The following is a 24,778-nucleotide window of genomic DNA, read 5'->3' on the forward strand; positions in this document are numbered from 1 at the left end:
TCATGCGCCGCCTTCCGCTCGTCGGCCTCGCTTTGTGTCTCGCCGGCTGCGCACCGGATCTGCCCGTCGCGGCCGCGCCTCGCGTATCGACCGCCGCGCCACCGGCAGACACTGGCGGCAAACCGGCGGCAGCCACCGATGTCCCGCCGGATCGACCGACGCCGACCGAGGCCGCCTATGCCCGCGACACGGCACGTCTCCTCTATGGGCGGGCGCCCAGCGAGCGCAGCGCGACCTTCGTCGTCGCCGGCCCGGACGAATGGAGCCTGTGCCTGCGCGCACCCGGCAAGCGCCCGGCCCTCATCGTCTTTGCACGCCGGTTCCGGTCCGAGGCGATCTCGCAGGTCGAGGACGACGTCGAGATCCGGCGACGCGCCACCGATACCGGCGCCTGCCGCAAGGCGGGCATGGCCTGGATCAGTGTGAGCTGACGGCCTGTCCGTGTGAGAGTGCGTGCTCCCCATCGTCGACCCTGGCCGCGTCCTCCTGCGGCCGGAACCTGAGCTGCCAGAGCGTTCCGGTTCCGACGGTGCAGGTGAGCGCGGCACCGAGCTGCGCCGCGAGGGCGCGGACGATGCGGCTGCCGGAGCCGCGCCGAGGTGTGTCTGGTGCGGCGAGGAGGCCGATGCCGTCATCGGCGACCGTCATCTCGACGGCCCCATCCGGCGCGTTCGCAAGCCGGAGCATCACCCGACCCGTCCGCCCGTTCGGAAACGCGTGTTTCACGGCGTTGGTCGCGAGCTCGTTGACGATGAGGCCGAGCGGCGTCGCGTCGCGGATGTGAAGGCGCACGGGCGCGAGGTCGGACTCGATCGCCACGCTCGGCGGTGCGAGCGAGGCCTGCAGTTCGCGGCACACGCGCTGCAGCAAGGCATCGCCCGCGACGAACTCGGTTTCCTGCTCCTGATCGAGAAGCTCGTGGATGACCGCCACCGAGAGGATGCGCCGCTCCAACTGGTCGAACTGCTCACGCGCGTCCGGCGCACCGCAGCGCTGGCGGCCGATGCGCACGAGCGAGTTCAGGAGGGTCAGGTTGTTCTTGACCCGGTGGACGAGTTCGCGATGCAGACGTTTCTGCGCCGCAAGCAGGTCGACCAGCCTCTGCTCGACGCGGCGGCGGTTCGCAAGTTCGCCGTTCAGCCGCTGGATCAGCTGACGATGTTCGTCGAATTGCCGTCCGCGGCCGGGATCCTGCATCAGCAGCACCTGGACGGCAGGACTTTCGGGTGTCTCGGCCAGAAAGCCGCGTCCCCGCAAAGGGACGACGTCGTCTGCGCCGCCGACCCCACGCCGGCGCAGCGAGAACGCCTGCCAATTCGAGCTGCCGGCAAGGCTGCGCAAGAGAGCCGCCGAAGTCGTCGGATCCACATCCCAGAGATCGCCAATGTACAGCCGTGCGGGATCGTCAGGCCGGATGGACCCAGCGTGCGCACGGTCGTTGGCATAGAGAACGCGGCCGTCGAGACCGATGACGGCGAGCTCGAGGTCGAGGCGCGCCAACGCCTGTTCGGCGAGCGTCGCGCAGACGGTGTCTTCGCTAGCGCGCGGCGTCGATGCGGTTCGCGACGGGCGGAAGGCGGTAATATTCGCGTTCATCGGCTTGCAGCGACCCCCTCGGCCTCAAATGGACGGTGACCTCGCACTGCGCGGCGCCCGACGCGATCACCTGGTGCAGCTTGACCCGGGCATAGCCGAGGTTGTCGGCTGCGATGCGCCCGAACACGTTCGAGGTCATCATGCAGAGCGACGGGCGCCCAAAGACGCTCGGGCCGAAGGGACAGCGGGTGTTGCGCAGCACGATCCGTTCCGGCTCGACCGCCACGACCGCAAAACCGCCATCGATCCGCCGCTTCAGGTCGACGAAGACCTGCGCCACCGTCTCCAGATCGAAGTCGGCCTCGCCGAGTTCGGCGTGGTAGGCCGCGTTCAGCCAGTCGCCCATGACGCCGCCGACCGTGGCGACGTAGCCACTCGCATCCTCCAGTCCGACCACCCGCTCGATTGTCCCGCTGAGTTCGCGCAGCAGCCGACGCATGAAGCTGTCGGAATCGAGATCGATACCGGCCTCTTCGATCGCTCTGGAACGGGTGGTCTCAGGATGCATGGTGAATGCCAGCCGGTGTTTCCCGGCAGGGCAAACCTCCGGACGCACCGCCAGAGGCGCCTCAAGCCCCCGCCAGCTCTCCGTCGAATCACGCCATGCCGCCTTCCTCAGAGGATTAACACAACACCCGCCGGCACCAACAGATCATTTCCAATTTCTACTTTCGCTTTATTGAATTAATTTGTCATATATCATCATCAGTGCTTACGTTGTGTAGAGTTGCCTAACGATAGATCGTTTCACCGCTTCTTTCGCTCCGAGGCGCTGTCCGTGGCAAAAGGACTTGGAGCATTCGGGGCCGGGGTGCTAACAGCCGCAACTCGACTGCCCGCACCGGATGGACCGACGATGCTCACCGAGCCCGAGATCACACCCGATCTGATCGCCGCGCACGGCCTCAAGCCGGACGAATACGAGCGCGTCCTCGCCCTGATCGGTCGCACGCCGACGCTGACCGAACTCGGCATCTTCTCGGCCATGTGGAACGAGCACTGCTCCTACAAGTCGTCGAAGCGCTGGCTGCGCACGCTGCCGACCAAGGGCAGCCGCGTGATCCAGGGACCCGGCGAGAATGCCGGCGTCGTCGACATCGGCGACGGCGACTGCGTGGTCTTCAAGATGGAGAGCCACAACCACCCGTCCTACATCGAGCCCTATCAGGGCGCGGCGACCGGCGTCGGCGGCATCCTGCGCGACGTCTTCACGATGGGCGCGCGGCCGATCGCGGCGATGAACGCGCTGCGCTTCGGGGCGCCCGATCACCCCAAGACCCGCCATCTCGTGGCCGGCGTCGTCGCCGGCGTCGGCGGCTACGGCAATTCCTTCGGCGTTCCGACGGTCGGCGGCGAGGTCAATTTCCACCCGCGCTACAACGGCAACTGCCTCGTCAACGCCTTTGCCGCCGGCCTCGCGAAGACCGACGCGATCTTCTACTCCAAGGCCGAGGGCGTCGGGCTTCCGGTCGTCTATCTCGGCGCCAAGACCGGCCGCGACGGCGTCGGCGGGGCGACCATGGCCTCGGCGGAATTCGACGAGACGATCGAGGAGAAGCGTCCGACCGTGCAGGTCGGCGACCCCTTCACCGAAAAATGCCTGCTCGAGGCCTGTCTCGAGCTGATGGCGACCGGTGCGGTCATCGCCATCCAGGACATGGGTGCTGCGGGCCTCACCTGCTCGGCCGTCGAGATGGGCGCCAAGGGCGATCTCGGCGTGGAGCTCGATCTCGACGCCGTGCCGGTGCGCGAAGACCGCATGACGGCGTACGAGATGATGCTCTCGGAGAGCCAGGAGCGCATGCTGATGGTGCTGCGACCCGACAAGCGGGACGAGGCCGAGGCGATCTTCCGCAAGTGGGGCCTCGACTTCGCCGTCGTCGGCCGGACCACAGACGACCTGCGCTTCCGCGTCCTCTGGGAGGGCCGCGAGGTCGCGAACCTGCCGATCAAGGATCTGGGTGACGCAGCGCCTGAATACGACCGGCCCTGGCTCGAGCCCGCGCCGGCCAAGATCCTGCACGCCACCGACATTCCCGAGCCCGCCGACTGCGGCGCGGCGCTCCTCGCGCTGCTGGGTTCCCCCGACATCGCCTCGCGCCGCTGGGTGTTCGAGCAGTACGACACGCTGATCCAGGGCAATTCGCTGCAGACCCCGGGCGGCGATGCCGGCGTCGTGCGCGTCGACGGCCATCCGGCGAAGGCCCTCGCCTTCTCGTCCGACGTCACCCCGCGCTACTGCGAGGCCGACCCCTATCAGGGCGGCATGCAGGCGGTCGCCGAGTGCTGGCGCAACCTCACGGCCGTCGGCGCGGAGCCGCTCGCGGCCACCGACAACCTCAACTTCGGCAATCCGGAGAAGCCGGAGATCATGGGCCAGTTCGCCAAGGCCGTGCAAGGCGTCGGCGCCGCCTGCGAGGCGCTCGGCTTCCCGATCGTCTCCGGCAATGTCTCGCTCTACAACGAGACGCTCGGCCAGGCGATCCTGCCGACCCCGACCATCGGCGGCGTCGGCCTCATCGCCGACCGCAGCCGCATCGCCCGGACCGACAGCCTGACGGCCGGCGACGTCCTCTTCCTGGTCGGGGGGGACGGAAGCCACCTCGGCGCCTCGATCTTCCTGCGCGAGCTCTGCGGCCGCGAGGACGGCGCCCCGCCGCCGGTCTCGCTCGCCGACGAGAGGCGCAACGGCGATTTCGTGCGAGGGCTGATCCGCGCCGGCACGGTCGCCACCTGCCACGATCTCTCGGATGGTGGTCTCGCCGTCGCCCTCGCCGAGCTCTGCATCGCTTCGGACACGGGCGCCCATATCGAGGCGGGCGACGGTCCGGCCCATGCCATCCTGTTCGGTGAGGACCAGGGCCGCTACCTCGTCGCGGTCGCGCCGCAGGACGCCGACGCTGTCGTCGCCTCCGCCGGAACGGCGGGCGTGCCGCTGCGCCGTCTCGGCGTCGCCGGCGGCGATCGTCTGGCGGTGGAGGGCCGGCTCGACCTCGCGCTCGCCGACCTCACCGTCGCGCACGAGCGCTGGTTTCCGGACTACATGGCCGGCGAGTTCGTCGAGCCCGCCGCGGCCGCCGAGTGAGACCGGCCCGCACGTTGCGGTGAGCCGGCGTGACCGGGCGACCCGTCCCGTGCCATAGTCGGCCTGCGAGTCACACAGTCCGACGCGACGAGGAGCGCAGAGCGCGATGCCGATGAACGCCGGCGACATCGAGAAGATGATCAAGGCCGCCATTCCCGACGCCGCGGTGAGCATCCGCGATCTGGCCGGCGACGGCGATCACTACGCGGCCGAGGTCGTGTCCGAGAGCTTCCGCGGCAAGTCGCGCGTGCAGCAGCACCAGATGGTTTATCAGGCGCTGCAGGGGAACATGGGCGGTGCGCTGCACGCGCTTGCCCTTCAAACCAGCGCGCCGAAGTAATATGTGGATGCCGGTGTGGCTGTCTTCAGCTGCCGCCACCCCTGCAGCGCCGGGCCTTGACCCCGGCGGTTACGAAGGATGTACCGATGAGCGCCATCAATGACTGGATCGACAACGAGGTGAAGTCGAACGACGTCGTCCTCTTCATGAAGGGCACGCCGAGCTTCCCGCAATGCGGCTTCTCCGGCCAGGTGGTTCAGATCCTCGATTACCTCGGCGTCGAGTACAAGGGCGTCAACGTCCTCGCCTCCGACGACCTGCGCCAGGGGATCAAGACCTACAGCCAGTGGCCGACCATCCCTCAGCTCTACGTCAAGGGCGAGTTCGTCGGCGGCTGCGACATCCTCCGCGAGATGTTTCAGGCCGGTGAGTTGAAGAGCTACTTCGAGGAGCGCGGCTTTGCACTCGAGGCCGTTCCCGCGGCCGGCTGAACAGACCGCACCTGCTGCGACCGGGTTCGGCGGCACCCGCGCCACACCCGGTCGGAAAGCCTGTGCGATGCAGCATCGCGGGCTTGCATAATCGGCCTCTGGCGGTATGTCCGGCCGGACACCGACAAAGGTAGATTTCATGCCCGACGCGCCCGCTTCGCCCACGCGCGGGCTCCCCTATTGGGAGCTCGTCGCCCTCGTCGCCTGTCTGATGGCCCTCAACGCCGCGGCGATCGACATCTACCTGCCCGCCTTGCAGAACATCGGCGCCGCGCTCGGCGTCGAGAGCGAGAACCAGCGCCAGTTCGTGATCACCGCCTACATCGTCGGCTTCGGCGGGGCGCAGATCTTCTATGGACCCCTGTCCGATCGCTTCGGCCGGCGTCCGGTGCTCTTTTTCGGCCTCGGCATCTACGTGCTCGGCGCCTTCGCCTCGATCTTCGCGCCGAGCTTCACCATCCTTCTCGCCATGCGCGTGATCCAGGGCATCGGCGCCGCGGCGACCCGCGTGATCGCGATCTCGGTGGTGCGCGACTGCTTCGGCGGCCGCCAGATGGCCAGCGTCATGTCGCTGGTCATGATGGTGTTCATGGCGATCCCCGTCTTCGCCCCCAATGTCGGGCAGCTGATCATGCTGTTCGGGGATTGGCACGAGATCTTCATGACCGTCACGCTCTTCGCGCTCGGTGTGACGATCTGGACGGCCCTGCGGCTGCCTGAGACGCTGCACCCGGAGGACCGGATGCCGCTGACCGCCAAGCGTGTCGCGGAGGCGTTCCGCATCGTCGTGACCACCCGCATCGCCTTCGGCTACGCGGTCGCGACCGCCCTGATCTTCGGCGTCCTGTTCGCCTTCATCAATCAGGCCGAGCAGATCTACACGCAGGTCTACGCGCTCGGCGACGCCTTCACGCTCTACTTCTCGGGCGTCGCCATCTTCATGGCCCTCTCCAGCTTCCTGAACTCGAGGCTGGTGCAGCGCTTCGGCATGCGGCGCCTGTCGCACACGGCGCTTATCGGCTTCGCCTTCTTCAGCCTGCTGCAGCTCGTCTTCGCCTACGCCTGGGGCGGCGCCGCGCCATTCTGGCTGTTCTACGTGCTCCTGATCCCGACCTTCTGCCTGTTCGGTTTCATCGGGACCAACTTCAACGCGCTGGCGATGGATCCGCTCGGCCACGTCGCGGGCACGGCGTCGTCGGTGCTCGGCTGCATGCAGACGCTGGGCGGCGGCCTGATCGGCGCGATCATCGGCTACACCTATGACGGCACGCTGACGCCGCTCTTCGTCGGCTTCGTCGTGCTGTCCGCCCTGTCGCTGATCGCCGTCTTCGTCGCCGAAGGCGGCCGGCTGTTCGAGCCGCGCAACGCGCCGGACGCGCGTACGGCGCACGAGGTCGCCCAGCACACTTTCGCTGAATAGCGGATGCGGCCGGCCTCTCGCCTCAGCGCGAGAGGTCAACACCTTCCGGGAACAGCGCGGTCTGCAGCTCGCGCCAGCTCTCGGCGCCCGGCGCGAGCAGGATGCCGCCCTCGACGTGGCCCGGCCGGTAAGGCGAGCCGTCGAGACGGCGCAGATGACCCCCGGCCTCCTCCGCGATCAGGGCGCCCGCAAGGTGGTCCCACGGCATCGTCGAGGCCGCGCACAGGAAGTGGAGCCCGCCGCTCGCCGCGAGCCTGTACTCGTGACCGGAGCAGCGGTAGTTCGCGGCGATCCGAACCTGGTCGAGCCGTGCCACGAGCCGGTGCCGAGCCTGCGGCGCGAAGTGCGTCGTGCCGATGCTGCCGACCATGTCCGCGACCGGGACGGGATCGGCCACGGTCAGCCGCTCGCGCCGTCCGTCGGTGAAGACGTGCCAGGCACCCCCGCCCCGCTCGGCCAGCATCACGTCGTCGCCCATCGGGTCGTAGATGGCCCCGGCCACCGTCTCGCCCTTCGCCACGACCGCCGCCATGACAGCGAACAGCGGCGCGCCGGCGGCATAGTTGGCGGTGCCGTCGATCGGGTCGACGACGATGCACAGGTCCGCAGTGCCGACCGCCTCGAGCAGGCGCTTGTCGGCCGCTACGGATTCTTCGCCGACGAAGACGGCATCCGGCCAGAGTGCCGCGCACCCGTTTCGGATGAAGCGCTCGGCTGCCTCGTCCGCCTCGGTCACGAGGTCGATCGCCGACGTCTTGCGGCGAATGTCGCCGGCGCCGAGACGGCGGAAGCGCGGCAGCACCTCGGCGGCGGCGGCGCGGCGCAGGATGTCGGCCAGGCGCCCGACGTCGATGGTCTCGTTCATGCGAAGGCTCCGGGTGTCGGCGCGAGGGCGGAGAAGTCGAACAGCGCCGGGTCGAGGAGATGGCTGGGGCGGACGTTGCCGAGCGCCCGGATCATCACGTCCTTGCGGCCCGGGAAGCGCGTCTCGAGATCGGCGAGCATCGCCTTCATCGCGTTGCGCTGCAGGCCGTCCTGGCTGCCGCACAGGTCGCACGGGATGATCGGCACGGCGAGCCCGGCCGAGAGCCTGGCAAGATCCTCCTCAGCCGAAAAGATCAGCGGGCGCAGCACCATCACATCGCCCTCGTCGTTGAGGAGCTTGGCCGGCATCGAGGCCAGCCGACCGCCGTGGAAGAGGTTCATGAAGAAGGTCTCGAGCGCGTCGTCGCGGTGATGGCCGAGCACCAGCGCCTCGCAGCCCTCTTCGCGGGCGACGCGGTAGAGATGGCCGCGGCGCAGGCGCGAGCAGAGCGAGCAGTAGGTTGCGCCCTCCGGCACCTTCTGCGTGACCACCGAATAGGTGTCGCGATACTCGATCCGATGCGCAATGCCGTGCCGCGTCAGGAACTCGGGCAGGACATGCTTGGGAAAGTTGGGCTGGCCCTGGTCGAGGTTGCAGGCCAGGAGATCGACCGGCAGCAGGCCGCGCCATTTGAGGTCCAGGAGGACCGCCAGGAGTGCGTAGGAATCCTTGCCGCCGGACAGGCCGACCAGCCAGCGGGCGCCCGGCCGCGCCATCGCGTGGCTCTCGATCGCCTCGCGCGCTTGCCGCAGCAGGCGCTTGCGCAGCTTCTTGAAGGAAACCGATGTCGGCGCACCGCGGAAGAGCGTGTGCTCGCCGCCCGCGGTCTCGTCACTGTCGCGGTCCTCGACTGCCGCGACCTCGCCGCCGTCCTCGAGCATCGGCGCCCACCCCGCTGGTTCCATGTCCGGCGACCGCCTTACACCCCGATGCCGCAAAAAGAAAAGGCCGCCTCGAAAGGCGGCCTGATAGTCGGGTCTTGGAACAGATCAGCGAGAATAAAACTCTACGACCAGGTTTGGTTCCATCTGCACCGCATACGGCACGTCGCCCAGGCCGGGCACGCGCGCATAGGTCGCGACCATCTTCTGGTGATCGGCCTCGATGTAGTCCGGCACGTCGCGCTCGGCGAGCTGCGTCGCCTCGATCAGCACGGTCAGCTGCTTGGACTTCTCGCGCACCTCGATGACGTCGCCGGCCTTGCAGATGTAGGAGCCGATGTTCGTGCGGCGGCCGTTGACGTTGACGTGGCCGTGGTTGACGAACTGGCGGGCGGCGAAGATCGTCGCAACGAACTTCGCGCGATAGACGATCGCGTCGAGACGGCTCTCCAGCAGGCCGATCAGGTTCTCGGAGGTGTCGCCCTTGCGGCGCGCGGCCTCCTCGTAGGTCTTGCGGAACTGCTTCTCGGAAACGTCGCCGTAGTAGCCCTTCAGCTTCTGCTTGGCGCGCAGCTGCAGGCCGAAGTCGGACATCTTGCCCTTGCGGCGCTGGCCGTGCTGGCCCGGGCCGTACTGGCGACGATTGACCGGGGACTTCGGACGGCCCCAGATATTCTCGCCGAGGCGGCGATCGATTTTGTACTTGGCGGATTCGCGCTTGCTCATCGCATTTCCTTCAAACAAGAAAACCCGACAGACCATCCTGCCGGGCGAGGAAACGCGCCCTCCTCTGCCCGCCGCATCGGCGGACCGACAGGACGGCGAGCGCAAGTGCGAAGCCGTCCACGGGACACGTCGGAACCGGCCACGCGCAGCGCTGCCGGTCGCGCGTTTCCCTATCGGCGCCGCCGTCGCATGTCAACCGGATGACGGGCTCAGTATTTGGCGATGACCCAGACGGCGTGGATGATGCCCGGGAAGTAGCCGAGCAGCGTCAGGAGAAGATTGATCCAGAACTGCTTGCCGAGACCGACCTGCAGAAAGACGCCGAGCGGCGGCACGAGGATTGCGATGAGGATGCGGATGAGGTCCATGACGCTGCCGTTCACATTGCGGTTGACCGCTTGAACGAACGGCGGCAGGCCGCGTTCCGCCCGGTGTCGAAGCGTGCGAAGCGTTGCTGCGACATCCCGGCCTTCTCCCGGCACTGCCGACATCCAGTTAAACGACGCAGCCTGCGCCCTGACGATCGGGCCACCGACACAAGGAACTTCTGCATGCCTTCGACCCGCGCCCGCCTCGCCTGCCTCGCCCTCGCTGCGGCGACCGCCACCGCCTCGGCGGCCTTTGCCGACACGGCCTATCTCGATCGCTTCGAAGGCAGCTGGAAGGGCTCCGGCAAGGTGCTGCGCGACGTCGACCCGTCGCCGCGCTCGGTCAGCTGCTCGATGGGGAGCAAGCGGCCGGACGCCAACCACATCACGCTCAGCGGCACCTGCCGCGCGCTCGTCGTCTTCACCCGCGAGATCGGCGCCGATATCCGCTACGACCCCGCCTCCAAGCGCTATTCCGGCACCTATACGGGCGCCAAGAGCGGACCGGCGTCCCTGTCCGGCAAGCAGGACGGGAACGCCATCGTCTTCGCCGTCCGGTATGGCAAGCCGATCTTCGGCGACACCGACGCGGTGATGACCATCACCAACACCGGCAAGGGCTCCTTCAGCCTGGTCGTCACCGATCAGGTCGACGGAAAGACGATCCAGACGTCGAACGTGTCGTTCAAGAAGTCCTGAGTCACTTCAGCGTCCGCTCGTCGGCGCGCCAGCAGGAGCAAGCAGCGGCCGAAGCCGCCGGTCCCCGGGCCAGGGAACGATTAAGCCGCGGGTCGTTTCCCCACTGGAGAGAGGTGCCGGCAGGCGATAGGGGGCGCGGACACTTACGGCAACGTCTCCGCCACCGCCCTCACCCTCTGCGCGCTGCCGCGCGCATCCACCCTCTCCCGCATGCGGGAGAGGGTTTCACGCCGCCGTCTCGAGCCCGAACCCGTGCAGCAAGCGTCGCGTCGCATGGTCGGCACTCCCGGAGGTGAAGATCACGCGATCGAAGCCCTCTGGCAGTGTCGCCGGCGGCTCGGGCAGCAGCTTCAGCGCCTGCCGGGCGATCGCCTCGGCCGGGTCCAGCCAGTCGACCGGCCAGGGCGCGACCTTGCGCAGCGCGTTGGCAAGGAAGGGATAGTGCGTGCAGGCGAGCACGACGATGTCGGTGCGCTGACCGGCCTGCTCGAGGAAGCAGTCTCCCGCCTCGGCGAGAAGCTCCTCGGGATCGACGGTCCCCGTGCGCAGGAAGTGTTCGGCCATCGGAGCGAGCCGTGCCGAGCCGACGAGCCGGACGTGGCACTCGCGCGCGAACTGGTCGATCAGCCCGCGCGTGTAGTCCCGGCGCACGGTGCCCGGCGTCGCGAGCACGCTGACGAGGCCCGACCGGGTGCGTTCGGCTGCGGGCTTGATCGCCGGCACGGTTCCCACGAACGGAATGGAGAAGCGCGCGCGGAGCGCCGGCATCACCAGCGTCGAGGCGGTGTTGCAGGCGATCACCGCCAGCGCCGGATCGTACTCGGTAAGAAGGTCGTCGAACAATGCGACGATGCGCTCCACCAGCGCCGCCTCCTCCCAGTCGCCATAGGGAAAGCCTGCATCGTCGGCGACGTAGAGAAAGCGCCGGTCGGGCATCACCACCCGCAGTTCGCGCAGGACGGTGAGGCCGCCGATCCCGGAATCGAAGACGATGACCGGCCGGTCGCTCACGAGCGGTGCTCGCCGAGGGCGCGGTCGATCGACTTCAGCACGCCGCGCAGCGTGCGAACCTCCGGCTCGGCGAAGCCGGCCTTGGTCAGCATCGTCCTCAGATTGGCCACCATCACCTCCCGCTTCTCCGGCGGATAAAAGTAGCCGACCTCGTCCAGCGTGTCCTCGAGATGGTGGAACAGGCGGTGCAGGTCGTCCTTGCTTGCGGGCGCCACCTCCGGAGCGACGAAGCGCGGACGGCTGTTCTCGCCGCGGCCGGACTTCATCCACTCGTAGCTCATCAGCAGCACCGCCTGCGCGATGTTGAGCGAGGCGAAGGCCGGATCGACGGGAAAGGTGACGATCTCGTCGGCGAGCCCCACCTCCTCGTTCGACAGGCCGAAGCGCTCGCGCCCGAAGAGGATGCCGCCGGCCTGCCCGGCCTCGACGCGGCTGCGCAGCTCCTGGCCCGCCTCGTCCGGCCCGCGCACCGGCTTGAAGCTGTCGCGCGGCCGCGCCGTGGTCGCAAGCACGTAGGTCAGATCGGCGACCGCCGCCTCGACCGTATCGAAGAGGCGGACGGCGTCGATCACGTGGTCGGCGCGGGACGCCGCGGCGCGCGCCTTGTCGCTCGGCCAGCCGTCGCGCGGGTTCACCAGCCGCAGGTCGGCGAGGCCGAAATTGGCCATCGCCCGCGCCACCATGCCGATGTTCTCGCCGAGCTGCGGCTCGACGAGAACGATGGAAGGCCCCCGCGCGATCGGCGCGACACTGTGATCGGTACCAGCCAAGACAAAGCTCCTTTGCGGGCGGCTGATACTCCGAACCCGGAGGGCGGCCAAGGGCTGCGGCGCCGCAGTCCCTCAGTCCGTCAGGCTGTCGATCCCGTCCCAGGCCTCGCGCCGTGCCTGGTCGGGGTCGGCGAGGATGCTGTCCCGCGTGTCGAACACCAGCGTGCGGCGCCGGTCCCGGTCGTAGCGCGGCCACCCCAGCGCGGGCGCGCCATCGCGGACGAAGGCGAGCCAGTGCGCCTTCATCCGGTCGGAGAGGTCGCGCCGCTCGCCATCCGGCATCAGCCCGAAATAGGCACTGCGGAACGGCCGGGCGAAGTCATCGAACAGCAGCGGCAGATCGACCGAATGCGTCGCGCCGAGATTGGACAGCACGCCCCTGAGGCCCCAGTCGAGGCGATAGGCATAGGTCGGCGCACGCGCCGCATGGGCCTCGGCGAGATGCTGCGCCGGCATCCGGAACAGAAGATCGGTGCCGAAGGCGACGTCGCCCTCGTGCCCGGCCGGATAGGCCGCCGCCACCCGCGCGGCGCGCGCCTCTCCCGCAATCGCGGCGACCCAGGCCGTCAGGGCCTGCCGATCGGCCTCCAGCGGCATCACCGGCAGGTCGCTGAAGAAGGAGAACTCGTCGCGATTGGTGCCAACGATGAGCGGCACCGGCGAGGTCTCCGCGTAGAGACGCGCCAGAGGGCGCTCCGGGACCTGCGCTCCGTCGAGGTAAGGCCGCGACGGGATGCCCGCATGCGCGCGCGAAAGAGCCTGGGCAACACGACCGAAGGCCCGCGTCGGCAGCTTCAAGAGCGGCGCCGGGTCCTTGCCGAGGTCGAGCACCCGCAGGACGTCCTGCGCCACCGCGGCAGCCCGCGCACGCGAATGGAACAGGTTGATGCCGCCCGACTGCAGGATCGCCCGGTGAAACAGCGGCCAGGATGGCCGGTGCAGCAGATGGAATCCGACCGAGGCCGCCCCGGCCGATTCGCCCATCAGGGTCACCGCTCCCGGATCGCCGCCGAACGCCTCGATGTTGTCGCGCACCCATTCGAGCGCCAACCGCTGATCGAGCAGCCCGGCATTCGGCACGAAGCGTTCGTCGTCGGGGAAGAGTTCGGCAAAGCCGTTGAAGCCGATAAGACCCAGCCGATAGTTCAGGGTGACCACGACCACGTCGCCCCGGCGGGCGAGGTCGCCGCCCGGATACTGCGCGCCGGCGCCGAGCACGAAGCCGCCGCCGTGGACGAAGACCAGCACCGGCCGACGCCCGTCGACGCCCGGGGTCCAGACGTTGAGGTTGAGGCAGTCCTCGCCGAAGCTCCAGACCGAGCCGAGAAGCTGCGCCCAGGGCTCGGGCAAGGCGCGGCGCTGCGGCGCGGCCATGCCGTAGGTCAAGGCATTGAAGCCCCGCGTGAACGGTCGCCTCGGGACCGGCGCCGCGAAGCGCCTGTCACCGGCGATCGGCTCCGCATAGGGAATGCCGAGAAACTCGCTGACGCCGTCGCGCTCACGCCCGGACACGATCCCGCACGGGGCATCGACGGTCACGGTGGTACTGAACGCAAACGCCTCCAACATGCCCGAACCGGTCCCCTGGCTGCCCCCGCGAACGCTTTGCCTGCAGCGGATGCGGTGTTATAGCCCGCCGCATCCGCTGCAGGAGTAGGCGGCGCTCGGCGCCGCGACGGTCGTCCGTTCTATCAGGAAGGAACTAACGCATGGCGAAGATCAAAGTCCAAAATCCGGTGGTGGAACTGGACGGCGACGAGATGACGCGCATCATCTGGCAGTTCATCAAGGACAAGCTGATCCACCCCTACCTCGACGTCGATCTTCACTACTACGACCTGTCGATCCAGAAGCGCGACGAGACCGACGACCAGATCACCGTCGACGCGGCGAACGCCATCAAGTCGATCGGCGTCGGCGTGAAGTGCGCCACGATCACGCCCGACGAGGCGCGGGTGCAGGAGTTCGGCCTGAAGAAGATGTGGCGCTCGCCGAACGGCACGATCCGCAACATCCTCGGCGGCGTGATCTTCCGCGAGCCGATCATCATGCAGAACGTGCCGCGCCTGGTGCCGGGCTGGACCAAGCCGATCATCGTCGGCCGCCACGCCTTCGGCGACCAATACCGCGCCACCGACTTCCGCTTCCCCGGCAAGGGCAAGCTGACCATCAAGTTCACCGGCGAGGACGGCCAGACGATCGAGCACGAGGTGTTCGACGCACCAGGCTCGGGCGTCGCGATGGCGATGTACAACCTCGACGACTCGATCAAGGACTTCGCGCGGGCCTCGTTCAACTACTCGCTCCAGCGCGGCGTGCCCTGCTACCTCTCCACCAAGAACACGATCCTGAAGGCCTATGACGGGCGCTTCAAGGACATCTTCCAGGAGATCTACGACGCCGAGTTCAAGACGAAGTTCGAGGCGCAGAAGCTCTGGTACGAGCACCGCCTGATCGACGACATGGTGGCGGCCGCGCTGAAGTGGTCGGGCGGCTATGTCTGGGCCTGCAAGAACTACGACGGCGACGTGCAGTCCGATATCGTGGCGCAGGGCTTCGGCTCGCTCGGCCTGATGACCTCGGTCCTGATGACGCCGGACGGCGAGACCGTCGAGGCCGAGGCCGCCCACGGCACGGTGACCCGGCACTACCGCCAGCACCAGCAGGGCCAGCAGACCTCGACCAACCCGATCGCCTCGATCTTCGCCTGGACCCGGGGCCTCGCGCACCGTGGCAAGCTCGACGGCAACGACGATCTGAAGCACTTCGCCGAGACGCTGGAGACGGTCTGCATCTCGACGGTCGAGAGCGGCTCGATGACCAAGGATCTCGCGCTCCTCATCGGTCCCGAGCAGCCCTGGCTCTCCACCACCGGCTTCCTCGACAAGATCGACGCCAACCTGCAGGCGGCGATGGCCAAGGGCTGATCGAATCCATGTCGAGCGCCGTCAGTTGTTACGGCGCTCGACATTGAGAGCAGTCGGTAAGGCTACTGATAATCTGCGCGAAGAGCCTGCAGGTGCGCGAAGTTCTCCGCGGGCAACCCTCCAGCGAGCGCGGCGATATAAAGCTCCAGATCCGCCGTCAACAGATATGCCCCGGTTTCCGCCATGCGGAGCAGCACAGCGTCAGTGACGCCGAGGCGCGCATATTCGGCTCGTCCGGCGGCGTGGACGGTGGCGACAAACTGCTCCTCGGAACTCGCAAACAACGCGCGGAGCATCTCCCCATATCGACTGCTCAAGGGCCGATCCGCGTGACGGATGAGGTTTGAAGTGTCCGTCGCAACGTTTGGGCAGAGGATTAGTCCCGAGAACTGCCGAACTCGCTCGGAAAGGATCAAAAAGTCCTTTGCGTCATAGGCGCGAAGGCGCTTGTGTCTCGCGATGTGCTCGACTCCGACCAGACCGACGGTCAGGAGCAGCAAAAGGTTGCTGTCGAGAACGAGCGGAATCCGCGCCATTCACTGTGCGAACTCTCGCTGTTTCAGCGACACCACGGTCCCGTCCTCGTCCCGAACCTTCACCACCTTGTAGTCACGGCGCGCGTGCGCGTCGCGAAGCAAGGCAGCGACCGAATTCGTGCTACTCCAGGGACGGGAAAAGCCGAGGGTAATGCTCCAGGCGGCCGCAGAGCCATCGAACTCGATTTCCTCAAGACCGAGGTCACGGATCTGCTCGTCCTGCAGCAGGTCGCTGACATAGGCTTTCGCGGCCTTGACGGCGTCTTTGGCGTCCATGTTCGATCCTTCGCGCCTTATCGATCGACCACAGAATGTAGCGGTGAGATCGGAAGTGCGGAAGACCGATAGAGGGTTGCGGTCAGCCGGCCAGCGCCCGCTCGACCGCGGCGACCGCCTCGCCCGCCTTGTCGGCCTCCGGCCCACCGGCCTGCGCCATGTCGGGGCGCCCGCCGCCGCCCTTGCCGCCGATCGCCTCGGCCGCCGCGCGCACCAGCGCCACCGCGTCGAGCTTGTCGGTCAAGTCGGGCGTGACGCCGACGACGACGCTCGCCTTGCCGTCGGCGACGCCGACGAAGGCGACGACGCCCGAGCCGAGCCCGGCCTTGGCCTCGTCCACGAGGCCCTTGAGGTCCTTGCCGGAGACGCCCTCCAGCACGCGGCCGAGGAAGCTGATCCCAGCAACCTGACGCGTCGCCGGGGCGCCTACCTGGCTCCCGTCGCCGGCAAGCGCCAGCTTCTTCTTCGCCTCGCCGAGCTCGCGCTCCAGCCGCCGGCGCTCGTCGACAAGCGCCTCGACGCGCTCGGCCGCATCGCCCGGCGCCACCTTCAGCGCCGCCGCGATGCGGCGCACGCGCGCGTCCTGTTCAGTGAGATAATCACGCGCGGCCTGTCCGGTCAGCGCCTCGACGCGGCGCACGCCGGCGCCGACGGCGCTTTCCGACAGGATCCGCACGAGGCCGATGTCGCCGGTTGCCCGGACGTGGGTGCCGCCGCAGAGTTCGACCGAGTAGGTCTTGCCGGCCTTCTCCCCCTCCTCCGCCGCGCCCATCGACACGACGCGGACCTCGTCGCCGTACTTCTCGCCGAACAGGGCCATGGCGCCGGATGCAATGGCGTCGTCGACCGCCATCAGCCGCGTCTCGACCGGCGCGTTCTGCAGGACGACGCCGTTGGCGAGCCGCTCGACCGCGGCGAGTTCCGGCGCCTCCATCGGCTTGGGGTGCGAGAAGTCGAAGCGCAGCCGGTCGGGTGAGACCATCGATCCCTTCTGCGCGACATGCGTACCGAGAACCTCGCGCAGCGCCTCGTGCAGAAGGTGGGTTGCCGAATGGTTGGCGCGGATCTTGGTCCGGCGCGCGTGATCGACGACGAGTTCGAGCGCCGCACCGACGGCGAGTTCCCCCTGCGCGACATGTCCGCGATGGACGAACAGGCCGTTCGCGACCTTCTGCGTGTCCTCGACCGTCACCACCACGCCCTCGCCGCGCAAGACGCCGGTGTCGCCGAGCTGACCGCCCGACTCGCCGTAGAAGGGCGTCTGGTTGAGGATCACCGAAACGGCCGTGCCGGCACCCGCCGCCCGTGTCTCCTTGCCGTCCACCACGAGCGCGAGGACGACGCCCTCGGCGCTCTCGGTGTCGTAGCCGAGAAATTCGGTGGCGCCGACCCGCTCGCGGATCGGAAACCAGATCGCGTCGGACGAGGCCTCGCCCGAGCCAACCCAGCTCGCGCGGGCCTCGGCCTTCTGGCGCTCCATCGCGCTGTTGAAGCCGTCGAGATCGACCGCGATCCCGCGGGGGCGCAGCGCGTCCTGCGTCAGGTCGAGCGGAAACCCGTAGGTGTCGTAGAGGCGGAAGGCGGTGTCGCCGGCGAGCTTGTCGCCGCTGCCCATGCCCTCGGTCGCCTCGGTCAGCAGCGATAGGCCACGGTCGAGCGTTTGCCCGAAGCGCTTCTCCTCGAGCTTCAGCGTCTCGGTCGTCAGCGCCTCGGCCCGCACCAGCTCCGGATAGGCGCGGCCCATCTCGGCGACCAGCGTCGGCAGGACGCGGTAGAGAACCGGCTCGCGCGCGCCGAGCAGCTTGGCGTGGCGCATGGCGCGCCGCATGATCCGCCGCAGCACGTAGCCGCGGCCCTCGTTCGACGGCAGGACGCCATCGGCGATCAGGAAGGCGGCCGCGCGGATGTGGTCGGCGATCACCCGGTGGCTCGCGGCCTGCGCGCCCTCGGCCTTCGAGCCGATGACGTCCTCGACCGTCGCGATCAGTCGGCGGAACAGGTCGATCTCGTAGTTCGACTGGACGCCCTGCAGGATCGCCGCCATCCGTTCGAGCCCCATGCCGGTGTCGATCGACGGACGCGGCAGGTCGACGCGCGTCGCCTTGTCGACCTGCTCGAACTGCATGAACACGAGGTTCCAGAACTCGAGGAAGCGGTCGCCGTCCTCGTCCGGGCTGCCGGGCGGTCCACCGAACACACTCTCGCCCTGGTCGAAGAAGATTTCCGAGCACGGGCCGCAGGGGCCGGTGTCGCCCATGGTCCAGAAGTTGTCGGAGGTCGGGATGCGGATGATCTTGTCGTCGGAGAAGCCGGCGATGCGCTTCCACAGCCCCGCGGCCTCCTCGTCCTCCGAATAGACGGTGACGAGCAGCCGATCCTTCGGCAGGTCGAACTCGCGGGTGATCAGCGTCCAGGCGAGTTCGATCGCCTGCTCCTTGAAATAGTCGGCAAAGGAGAAGTTGCCGAGCATTTCGAAGAAGGTGTGATGGCGCGCGGTGTAGCCGACATTGTCGAGATCGTTGTGCTTGCCGCCGGCGCGGACCACCTTCTGGGCCGTCGTGGCGCGGCTGTAGGGACGGGTCTCGAGGCCGGTGAAGACGTTCTTGAACTGCACCATCCCGGCGTTGGTGAACATCAGCGTCGGGTCGTTGCGCGGCACGAGCGGCGACGATGCGACCTTCTCGTGCCCATTGCGGGCAAAGAAGTCGAGAAAGGTCGACCGGATCTCGTTGACGCCACTCATGCTGAAAGCCTTCGATGTTCGGAGCTGCGACGCGCGCGACATGCCGCGCGGAACGCGGGTTTTAACGGCGGGCGGCGGTGCTGTCCATTGCATCCGCGGCTTGCAAGCCGTGCCGGATGCCGCCAGCCGACCCGCCCACCGGACGCGAAAAAGCCGCCCGGCGGCGGCCGGGCGGCTTTTTCGAACGAACGCGCGGCGCTGAGGTCTACTCGTCGGCCTCGCCGCCCTCCTCGCCGCCCTTGTCGAGCAGCTGCTCGGCGATCAGGCCGGCATTCTGGCGCACCGCCAGCTCGATCTCCTGGGCGACGTCCGGGTTGTCGCGCAGGAACTGCTTGGCGTTCTCGCGGCCCTGGCCGAGGCGCTGGCTGTTGTAGGAGAACCAGGCGCCCGACTTCTCCACGATGCCCGACTTGACGCCGAGATCGACGAGCTCGCCGGTCTTGGAGACGCCCTCGCCATACATGATGTCGAACTCGACCTGCTTGAACGGCGGCGCGAGCTTGTTCTTGACCACCTTGACGCGGGTCTGGTTGCCGACCGCCTCGTCACGGTCCTTGATCGCGCCGATGCGGCGGATGTCGAGACGGACCGAGGCGTAGAACTTCAGGGCGTTGCCGCCGGTGGTGGTCTCGGGCGAGCCGAACATCACGCCGATCTTCATGCGGATCTGGTTGATGAAGATCACCATGCACTTGGAACGGCTGATCGAGCCGGTGAGCTTGCGCAGCGCCTGGCTCATGAGGCGCGCCTGCATGCCGGGCAGCGACTCGCCCATCTCGCCCTCGATCTCGGCCCGCGGCGTCAGCGCGGCGACGGAATCGATGACGAGGACGTCGATCGCGCCGGAGCGCACCAGCGTATCGGCGATCTCCAGCGCCTGCTCGCCGGTATCCGGCTGCGAGATCAGCAGATTCTCGAGGTCGACGCCGAGCTTGCGGGCATAGACCGGGTCGAGCGCATGCTCGGCGTCGATGAAGCCGCAGATGCCGCCCTTCTTCTGCGCCTCGGCGACCGTGTGCAGCGCCAGCGTCGTCTTGCCCGAGCTTTCCGGGCCGTAGATCTCGACGATGCGGCCCTTCGGAAGGCCGCCGATGCCGAGCGCGATGTCGAGGCCGAGCGAGCCGGTGGACACCGTGTCGATCTCGACGATCTTCTCGTTGGCGCCGAGCCGCATGATCGAGCCCTTGCCGAACGCACGCTCGATCTGCGACAGCGCGGCGTCGAGAGCCTTGTCCTTGTCCAACGATCTATCCTCTACGAGACGAAGCGTGTTCTGTGCCATGCGAGACGCCCTTATTCCATGCGGGATAGAGCAACGCAATCGCGCTGCGCCTGCAGCTTTCGTACCGTATTTGTTCTCATGTGGCAAGCGATGATCCCGATCTGTTCTCGTCTCTGTTCGCAGCGACGTTCCCGCGTGGACGTAGGGCGCGGCGCGTGAGCGGCGCGGCATCCGCGGCGCACCCTGCGGTCGTGGTGGGCGCGGGACACGTCGATCGCCGGGCGCGGTCGGCGCAGCCCTATCGCGCCGGCGCCTCCAATCCCGGACGCCTGCAGGTGTCGGTAGGCGGCGCCGGCTTGAACGCAGCGTCGGCCATGCGCGCCTTCGGCGCGCCGGTCGGCCTGATCGGCGCGCGCGGCGGCGATGCGGACGGCGAGCGGGTGGCCGAGACGCTGGCCGCCGCCGGCATCGCCGACCTCGCCACCACCTGGCTCGACCGCGCGACACCGAGCTACACCGCCATCCTCGACGACCGCGGTGAGCTCGTCGCGGGCGTCGCCGACATGGCGCTCTACGACCTGATTTCGCCGCGCCTTCTCCAGCGCCGCCACATCCGTGAAGCGCTGGCCGCCGCACCGAGCCTCCTCGTCGACGCCAATCTGCCGGTGGCGACCCTCGAGGCCGTCGTCGAGGGGGCGGCGGGGCGTCCGGTGGCCGCGATCGGCGTCTCGCCAGCGAAGGTCGGACGGCTCGCCGCCCTGCTGCCGGCGCTGTCGCTCCTCTTCGTCTCGAGGGCCGAGGCGGCCGTGCTCGCCAGAACCGAGGCGCGCGAGGCGATGGCCCCCGCCGATCTTGCGCTGCGCCTTGCCGCGCTCGGCGTGCGCCGCGCGGTGGTCACCGACGGCCCACATCCGTTGGCCGTCCTGGAGGACGGTGCGGTGCGCCTGCTCGCGCCACCCCCGCTCGGCGCGGTCGCCGACGTCACCGGCGCGGGCGACTGCCTCGCCGGCACGGCATTCCAGGCCGTCTGTCGAGGCATGCCTCTCGCCGAGGCGGCGGCGCTCGGTGTGGCCGCCTCCTGTCTTCTGATATGCGGCTTGCCGGCGACCACGCCGGGCTTCGCCGCGCAGGCCGAGCGCTTCGCGGCACGGCTTGCCCCGCCCGTACAGCCCGGAGAGACCCGAGATGACAGCTGAGCTTCCGTTCCGCATGAATGCGGAGGTCGCGGCCGCCCGTGCCGCGGGGCGTCCAATGGTGGCGCTCGAATCCACCATCATCACCCATGGGATGCCCTGGCCCGACAATCTGCGCATGGCGCGCCGGGTCGAAGCGATCGTGCGCGAGGCCGGCGCCGTGCCGGCGACGATCGCGGTGCTGGACGGTCGAGTGACGATCGGGCTCGAGGCCGGCGAGCTGGAGGCGCTCGCGCAAGCGAAGGACGTCCTGAAGCTGTCGCGCGCCGACCTTGCCTATGCCGTGGCGACGGGGCGCACCGGCGCGACGACGGTGGCCGCGACGATGATCGCCGCGGCGCGGGCCGGCATCGCGGTCTTCGCCACCGGCGGCATCGGCGGGGTGCACCGGGGGGCCGCCGAGAGCTTCGACGTCTCGGCGGACCTGAAGGAGTTCGCGCGCAGCGCGGTGATCGTCGTCGCCGCCGGCGCGAAGGCGATCCTGGACCTGAAGAAGACGCTCGAAGTTCTCGAGACCGAGGGCGTACCCGTGGTTGGATTCCGGACGACGGAGTTTCCGTCCTTCTGGTGCCGCAGTTCGGGGCTGCCGGCGCCGCTGCGTCTCGACACCGCGGCGGAAGTCGCCGCCTTCCAGCGGGCGCGCCAGGCGCTCGGCCTCGCCGGCGGGATGCTCGTCGCCAACCCCGTACCGCCGGAGCATGCCCTCGATCCCGCAACCGTCGGAGCCTGGATCGAGCAGGCGCTCCGCGACGCAGATGCGGCGGGCATCGCGGCGAAGGCGGTGACGCCCTTCCTGCTCGGCCGGATCTTCGAGCTCAGCGGCGGCCGCTCGCTGAAGACCAACATCGCGCTGGTCGAACACAACGCCAGCGTGGCGGCGGGGATCGCCGTGGCGCTGACGTGCGCTACTCGTCCAGCGCCGACTTGACCGCCAAAGCCAGATCGCGCAGCGAGAAGGGCTTGGCGAGGAAGCCGAACTTGATGCCGTCCGGCAGGTTCTTGGCGAAGGCGTCCTCGGCATAGCCGGAGACGAAGATGAACTTCAGGTCCGGCCAGTCCTTGCGCAGCTCGGTCAGGAGCGTCGGGCCGTCCATCTCCGGCATCACCACGTCGGACACAACGAGATCGATCGTCTCGCCGATCTCCTGCATCAGCTCCAGCGCCTCGAGGCCGGAGGAGGCCTCGTGCACCTCGTAGCCGCGCATCTTCAGGGCGCGTACGTTGCCAGCCCGCACATGGTCCTCGTCCTCGACGAGGAGGATCGAAGCGGTGCCGGAGAGGTCGGTGCGGGCGTCGGCCGACGGCGGCGCAGCGTCGCCCCGCGCCGGAGCGAGCTCGGTTGGCACGTGCCGCGGCAGGAAGATGCGGAAGGTCGTGCCCTCGCCGTCGCGCGTATCGACGAAGATGAAGCCGTTCGACTGCTTGACGATGCCGTAGACCATCGACAGCCCGAGGCCTGTGCCCTTGCCGATCTCCTTGGTGGTGAAGAAGGGCTCGAAGATGCGCTCGGCGACTTCGGCGGGCATGCCGGTGCCGGTGTCGGCGACCTCCACGAGCACGTAGTCGCCCTCGGTCAGCTCCGGATAGTTGAAGCCCTTGACTTCGGCGGACGGCAGATTGCGCGTCGAGATGGTGATCGTGCCGCCGTCCGGCATCGCGTCGCGCGCGTTCTGAACGAGATTGGTGATCACCTGCTCGAATTGGCCGATGTCGGCCATGACCGGCCACAGGTCGCGCGCGTGCTGACGCTCCAGCGCCGCATGGTCCCCGCTCACCCGCTTCAGGAGAAGGTGCATGTCGGCGATCACGTCGGTGAGGTTCAGCATCTTCGGCCGCATGGTCTGGCGGCGCGAATAGGCGAGCAGCTGGCGCACCAGCGAGGCGGCGCGGTTGGCGCTCTGCTTGATCAGGAGAAGGTCCTGGAAGCTCGGGTCGCCGGTGCGGTGGTTGAGCAGCAGGAAGTCGACCGAAGCGGTGATGATCGTCAGGACGTTGTTGAAGTCGTGCGCGATGCCGCCGGCGAGATTGCCGATCGCCTGCATCTTCTGGCTCTTGGCGAACTGGTCCTCCAGCGCCCGCTGCTCGGTGATGTCGACGCCGTAGATGATCGCCATCTCGCCGGAGCTGTCCGGCAGGTCGGAGATCGGGCTCATGTAGAGCCGCACCGAGCGCGACGGCTCGCCGAGCGTCTCGGTGTCGATCGAGGGCGTACCCGCCTTGCCGCTCACCACGGCGGCCAGTGCATGGCGCAGCGCGTCGCGGTTCGCCTCCCGGATCGCCTCGGTGATCGCCGTCTCGCCGGTCGCCGCGCCTGCGCCGAACACGCGGGCGAACTCCGGGTTGGCGCGCACCACGCGGCCGTCGCCGTCGATCGCTGCAATCGCCATCGGCGACGAATTGAAGAAGCGGGTGAACCGGATTTCGGCCGCCTGAAGCGCGTCCCCGTCACCGTTGCCGACACTGCGCTTGAGGATCGCGGCGCGAAGGGCGCCGCGCGGCGCACCGCCGCTCGCCTCTGTCCGGCACAGCATGCGCACGGGCATCCGCTGGCCCGTGCCGGTGACGAAGTCGGCCTCGACGCGGCGGATCTCGCCAGGCGCAAGGTCGGCGAGTTCCTTTTCCACCCCGGTCCGCCCATCCTGCGTGAGAAGATCGCTGAAGGCCTGGACCCGCGGCCGGAAGCTGACGAGATCGAGACCGACCCACTCGGCGAGCGTGGCGTTGATGTAGATCAGCCGGCCCTCGTCGTCGGTCGCCAGATACCCGACCGGCGCCCGGTCGAGATAATCGATCGCGTGCTGCAGGTCGCGAAAGAAGGTCTCCTGCTCCTCGCGCTCGGAGGTGATGTCGGCGATCTGCCACGCCTGCAGGCTCGCCCGGTCGCCGTCGAGGGGACGGACCGAGGCGCGATACCAGTGCGGCGTCGGATCGCTTCCGGCAATGGCGCGGGCGAGGCGGAACTCCTCCTGCCCGGCGCGGCTGTCACGCGCCGAGTTGGCGAGGCGGTAGATCGCTTCGGAGGCGTCCGGCTCGCGCGCCAGAAGCCGTTCGATGGTGCGCACCTCCGCTGCTTCGCTCGCCCCGGTGATGTCGCCATAGGCGCGGTTGGCGTAGATCACCCGCCCCTTGCGATCGACGATCAGCGTGCCGACCGGCAGCGCCTCGACGAAGGCGCGGGCGATGGAGCCGTCGCCGGTCCGGCCGGCGAATTGCAGCAGCCCGAGGCAGATCGCGAAGATGGCGAGCATCCCGATCACCGCGAGCAAGCCGAAGATGATGAGGAGGGCCCGGTCGCCGAACGAGTTGCCGAACAGGGCGAGGCCGGCGGCCAGAAGAAACAGGAAGCCGCCGAGAGTCAGCAGGCGCCGGATGCCGCCGGCGCTCGCGCTTCGATCGACGAGAGGCCTGTTCGCCATTTCAACCGCCATTGTGCACCGGACCCCATATACCGTGCTTCGCACGCGGAAGCGACGTCGCAAACCCCCGGCGCCGCCGCGCATTCCTCGATTCGACGCCGGGCCGACGCTGCGCGACGAAGCTTGGGCGAAGATGGGGCCGCAAGCATCCGATCATCCGCCGTCCTCTCCACCCCGGTGACCGGCGCCCGGTCGCAATGCCCGGGAACACTTGTTCTCGCTCCGCTATTCCGGTCTATGAGTGCCTAGAATTTGAACGGAGTCTCACCAAAG

Annotated in this window: 23 protein-coding genes; 9 read left to right on the forward strand and 14 right to left on the reverse strand. The window is 68.4% G+C overall.

The window, feature by feature from the left end:
- The first annotated feature begins 2 nt into the window (after positions 1-2).
- Positions 3-431 (forward strand): hypothetical protein, encoded by a 429-nt coding sequence (locus NPA30_RS11260; RefSeq protein ID WP_256802767.1) that lies wholly within the window; start codon positions 3-5, stop codon positions 429-431.
- Here the strand turns inward: NPA30_RS11260 and NPA30_RS11265 are convergent.
- The gene (locus NPA30_RS11265) at positions 418-1,596 is read right to left on the reverse strand and encodes a sensor histidine kinase (protein ID WP_256802768.1); all 1,179 of its coding nucleotides are present in this window, start codon (positions 1,594-1,596) and stop codon (positions 418-420) included. The two genes, NPA30_RS11260 and NPA30_RS11265, sit on opposite strands and share 14 nt — an antisense overlap.
- The gene (locus tag NPA30_RS11270; protein WP_256802769.1) at positions 1,538-2,104 is read right to left on the reverse strand and encodes a methanogen output domain 1-containing protein; all 567 of its coding nucleotides are present in this window, start codon (positions 2,102-2,104) and stop codon (positions 1,538-1,540) included. The genes NPA30_RS11265 and NPA30_RS11270 overlap by 59 nt, the downstream gene beginning before the upstream one ends.
- A gap of 348 nt (positions 2,105-2,452) precedes the next feature.
- On the opposite strand from NPA30_RS11270, the gene purL reads away from it, so the two are divergent.
- The 4 genes from purL to NPA30_RS11290 all read left to right on the forward strand — a co-directional run bounded on the left by purL (position 2,453) and on the right by NPA30_RS11290 (position 6,872).
- Positions 2,453-4,681: a phosphoribosylformylglycinamidine synthase subunit PurL gene (gene purL, locus NPA30_RS11275; RefSeq protein WP_256802770.1), complete on the forward strand. Its 2,229-nt coding sequence runs from the start codon at positions 2,453-2,455 to the stop codon at positions 4,679-4,681.
- A gap of 106 nt (positions 4,682-4,787) precedes the next feature.
- Positions 4,788-5,021 (forward strand): BolA/IbaG family iron-sulfur metabolism protein, encoded by a 234-nt coding sequence (locus tag NPA30_RS11280; protein WP_256802771.1) that lies wholly within the window; start codon positions 4,788-4,790, stop codon positions 5,019-5,021.
- Positions 5,022-5,107: 86 nt separating this feature from the next.
- Entirely contained in the window at positions 5,108-5,452 is a 345-nt protein-coding gene (grxD, locus tag NPA30_RS11285) for a Grx4 family monothiol glutaredoxin (protein ID WP_256802772.1), read from the forward strand.
- Between the two features lie 139 nt (positions 5,453-5,591).
- A complete protein-coding gene (locus NPA30_RS11290; RefSeq protein ID WP_256802773.1) occupies positions 5,592-6,872 on the forward strand; it encodes a multidrug effflux MFS transporter in 1,281 nt (426 codons plus the stop codon).
- A 22-nt stretch (positions 6,873-6,894) separates the two neighbouring features.
- Here NPA30_RS11290 and NPA30_RS11295 read toward each other — a convergent pair whose 3' ends face one another.
- The 4 genes from NPA30_RS11295 to NPA30_RS11310 form a co-directional block, all read right to left on the reverse strand.
- A complete protein-coding gene (locus tag NPA30_RS11295) occupies positions 6,895-7,737 on the reverse strand; it encodes an inositol monophosphatase family protein (RefSeq protein WP_256802774.1) in 843 nt (280 codons plus the stop codon).
- The gene (ttcA, locus tag NPA30_RS11300; RefSeq protein WP_256802890.1) at positions 7,734-8,618 is read right to left on the reverse strand and encodes a tRNA 2-thiocytidine(32) synthetase TtcA; all 885 of its coding nucleotides are present in this window, start codon (positions 8,616-8,618) and stop codon (positions 7,734-7,736) included. The genes NPA30_RS11295 and ttcA overlap by 4 nt, the downstream gene beginning before the upstream one ends.
- Positions 8,619-8,726: 108 nt before the next feature.
- Positions 8,727-9,344 (reverse strand): 30S ribosomal protein S4, encoded by a 618-nt coding sequence (rpsD, locus tag NPA30_RS11305; RefSeq protein WP_256802775.1) that lies wholly within the window; start codon positions 9,342-9,344, stop codon positions 8,727-8,729.
- 209 nt (positions 9,345-9,553) lie between these two features.
- Positions 9,554-9,712 carry a YqaE/Pmp3 family membrane protein gene (locus NPA30_RS11310; protein ID WP_256802776.1) on the reverse strand — a complete coding sequence of 53 codons (159 nt, stop codon included), beginning with the start codon at positions 9,710-9,712 and terminating at the stop codon, positions 9,554-9,556.
- A gap of 183 nt (positions 9,713-9,895) precedes the next feature.
- On the opposite strand from NPA30_RS11310, the gene NPA30_RS11315 reads away from it, so the two are divergent.
- Complete coding sequence (locus NPA30_RS11315; protein WP_256802777.1) at positions 9,896-10,411, forward strand: hypothetical protein; 516 nt, start codon at positions 9,896-9,898, stop codon at positions 10,409-10,411.
- Between the two features lie 225 nt (positions 10,412-10,636).
- On the opposite strand, the gene murI is transcribed toward NPA30_RS11315, so the two are convergent.
- The 3 genes from murI to NPA30_RS11330 form a co-directional block, all read right to left on the reverse strand.
- Positions 10,637-11,422 carry a glutamate racemase gene (murI, locus tag NPA30_RS11320; protein WP_256802778.1) on the reverse strand — a complete coding sequence of 262 codons (786 nt, stop codon included), beginning with the start codon at positions 11,420-11,422 and terminating at the stop codon, positions 10,637-10,639.
- A complete protein-coding gene (locus tag NPA30_RS11325) occupies positions 11,419-12,192 on the reverse strand; it encodes an RNA methyltransferase (protein ID WP_256802779.1) in 774 nt (257 codons plus the stop codon). Before NPA30_RS11325 ends, murI begins: the two co-directional genes overlap by 4 nt.
- Before the next feature lie 72 nt (positions 12,193-12,264).
- A complete protein-coding gene (locus NPA30_RS11330) occupies positions 12,265-13,761 on the reverse strand; it encodes a carboxylesterase/lipase family protein (RefSeq protein WP_256802780.1) in 1,497 nt (498 codons plus the stop codon).
- 140 nt (positions 13,762-13,901) lie between these two features.
- Here NPA30_RS11330 and NPA30_RS11335 point away from each other — a divergent pair, with 140 nt between their 5' ends.
- Positions 13,902-15,119 carry an NADP-dependent isocitrate dehydrogenase gene (locus NPA30_RS11335; RefSeq protein WP_256802781.1) on the forward strand — a complete coding sequence of 406 codons (1,218 nt, stop codon included), beginning with the start codon at positions 13,902-13,904 and terminating at the stop codon, positions 15,117-15,119.
- 62 nt (positions 15,120-15,181) lie between these two features.
- Here the strand turns inward: NPA30_RS11335 and NPA30_RS11340 are convergent, their stop codons facing one another.
- The 4 genes from NPA30_RS11340 to recA form a co-directional block, all read right to left on the reverse strand.
- Positions 15,182-15,655, reverse strand: a complete 474-nt coding sequence (locus tag NPA30_RS11340) for a PIN domain-containing protein (protein ID WP_256802782.1) — start codon at positions 15,653-15,655, stop codon at positions 15,182-15,184.
- Positions 15,656-15,931, reverse strand: a complete 276-nt coding sequence (locus NPA30_RS11345; protein ID WP_256802783.1) for a hypothetical protein — start codon at positions 15,929-15,931, stop codon at positions 15,656-15,658.
- An 82-nt stretch (positions 15,932-16,013) separates the two neighbouring features.
- The gene (gene alaS, locus NPA30_RS11350) at positions 16,014-18,674 is read right to left on the reverse strand and encodes an alanine--tRNA ligase (protein ID WP_256802784.1); all 2,661 of its coding nucleotides are present in this window, start codon (positions 18,672-18,674) and stop codon (positions 16,014-16,016) included.
- A gap of 205 nt (positions 18,675-18,879) precedes the next feature.
- Positions 18,880-19,956, reverse strand: a complete 1,077-nt coding sequence (recA, locus tag NPA30_RS11355; RefSeq protein ID WP_256802785.1) for a recombinase RecA — start codon at positions 19,954-19,956, stop codon at positions 18,880-18,882.
- Positions 19,957-20,111: 155 nt separating this feature from the next.
- Between recA and NPA30_RS11360 the strand changes: the two genes are divergently transcribed.
- Both NPA30_RS11360 and NPA30_RS11365 read left to right on the forward strand, forming a co-directional pair.
- Positions 20,112-21,092: a PfkB family carbohydrate kinase gene (locus NPA30_RS11360; protein WP_256802786.1), complete on the forward strand. Its 981-nt coding sequence runs from the start codon at positions 20,112-20,114 to the stop codon at positions 21,090-21,092.
- Positions 21,082-22,017, forward strand: a complete 936-nt coding sequence (locus NPA30_RS11365) for a pseudouridine-5'-phosphate glycosidase (protein ID WP_256802787.1) — start codon at positions 21,082-21,084, stop codon at positions 22,015-22,017. The genes NPA30_RS11360 and NPA30_RS11365 overlap by 11 nt, the downstream gene beginning before the upstream one ends.
- Here NPA30_RS11365 and cckA read toward each other — a convergent pair.
- On the reverse strand, positions 21,995-24,505 hold the full coding sequence (gene cckA, locus NPA30_RS11370) for a cell cycle histidine kinase CckA (RefSeq protein WP_256802788.1): 2,511 nt from the start codon (positions 24,503-24,505) through the stop codon (positions 21,995-21,997). The two genes, NPA30_RS11365 and cckA, sit on opposite strands and share 23 nt — an antisense overlap.
- Between the last annotated feature and the right edge of the window lie 273 nt (positions 24,506-24,778).

Source organism: Mangrovibrevibacter kandeliae (assembly GCF_024519155.1).
Classification (GTDB): domain Bacteria; phylum Pseudomonadota; class Alphaproteobacteria; order Rhizobiales; family Rhizobiaceae; genus Mangrovibrevibacter; species Mangrovibrevibacter kandeliae.

Excerpts from the sequence above, each read along its gene's own strand:
- NPA30_RS11260 (WP_256802767.1), top strand. The coding sequence starts at position 3 with ATGCGCCGCCTTCCGCTCGTCGGCCTCGCTTTGTGTCTCGCCGGCTGC.
- NPA30_RS11265 (WP_256802768.1), bottom strand. The coding sequence starts at position 1,596 with ATGAACGCGAATATTACCGCCTTCCGCCCGTCGCGAACCGCATCGACG.
- NPA30_RS11270 (WP_256802769.1), bottom strand. The coding sequence starts at position 2,104 with ATGCATCCTGAGACCACCCGTTCCAGAGCGATCGAAGAGGCCGGTATC.
- purL (WP_256802770.1), top strand. The coding sequence starts at position 2,453 with ATGCTCACCGAGCCCGAGATCACACCCGATCTGATCGCCGCGCACGGC.
- NPA30_RS11280 (WP_256802771.1), top strand. The coding sequence starts at position 4,788 with ATGCCGATGAACGCCGGCGACATCGAGAAGATGATCAAGGCCGCCATT.
- grxD (WP_256802772.1), top strand. The coding sequence starts at position 5,108 with ATGAGCGCCATCAATGACTGGATCGACAACGAGGTGAAGTCGAACGAC.
- NPA30_RS11290 (WP_256802773.1), top strand. The coding sequence starts at position 5,592 with ATGCCCGACGCGCCCGCTTCGCCCACGCGCGGGCTCCCCTATTGGGAG.
- NPA30_RS11295 (WP_256802774.1), bottom strand. The coding sequence starts at position 7,737 with ATGAACGAGACCATCGACGTCGGGCGCCTGGCCGACATCCTGCGCCGC.
- ttcA (WP_256802890.1), bottom strand. The coding sequence starts at position 8,618 with ATGCTCGAGGACGGCGGCGAGGTCGCGGCAGTCGAGGACCGCGACAGT.
- rpsD (WP_256802775.1), bottom strand. The coding sequence starts at position 9,344 with ATGAGCAAGCGCGAATCCGCCAAGTACAAAATCGATCGCCGCCTCGGC.
- NPA30_RS11310 (WP_256802776.1), bottom strand. The coding sequence starts at position 9,712 with ATGGACCTCATCCGCATCCTCATCGCAATCCTCGTGCCGCCGCTCGGC.
- NPA30_RS11315 (WP_256802777.1), top strand. The coding sequence starts at position 9,896 with ATGCCTTCGACCCGCGCCCGCCTCGCCTGCCTCGCCCTCGCTGCGGCG.
- NPA30_RS11330 (WP_256802780.1), bottom strand. The coding sequence starts at position 13,761 with ATGTTGGAGGCGTTTGCGTTCAGTACCACCGTGACCGTCGATGCCCCG.
- NPA30_RS11335 (WP_256802781.1), top strand. The coding sequence starts at position 13,902 with ATGGCGAAGATCAAAGTCCAAAATCCGGTGGTGGAACTGGACGGCGAC.
- NPA30_RS11340 (WP_256802782.1), bottom strand. The coding sequence starts at position 15,655 with ATGGCGCGGATTCCGCTCGTTCTCGACAGCAACCTTTTGCTGCTCCTG.
- NPA30_RS11345 (WP_256802783.1), bottom strand. The coding sequence starts at position 15,931 with ATGGACGCCAAAGACGCCGTCAAGGCCGCGAAAGCCTATGTCAGCGAC.
- alaS (WP_256802784.1), bottom strand. The coding sequence starts at position 18,674 with ATGAGTGGCGTCAACGAGATCCGGTCGACCTTTCTCGACTTCTTTGCC.
- recA (WP_256802785.1), bottom strand. The coding sequence starts at position 19,956 with ATGGCACAGAACACGCTTCGTCTCGTAGAGGATAGATCGTTGGACAAG.
- NPA30_RS11365 (WP_256802787.1), top strand. The coding sequence starts at position 21,082 with ATGACAGCTGAGCTTCCGTTCCGCATGAATGCGGAGGTCGCGGCCGCC.
- cckA (WP_256802788.1), bottom strand. The coding sequence starts at position 24,505 with ATGGCGAACAGGCCTCTCGTCGATCGAAGCGCGAGCGCCGGCGGCATC.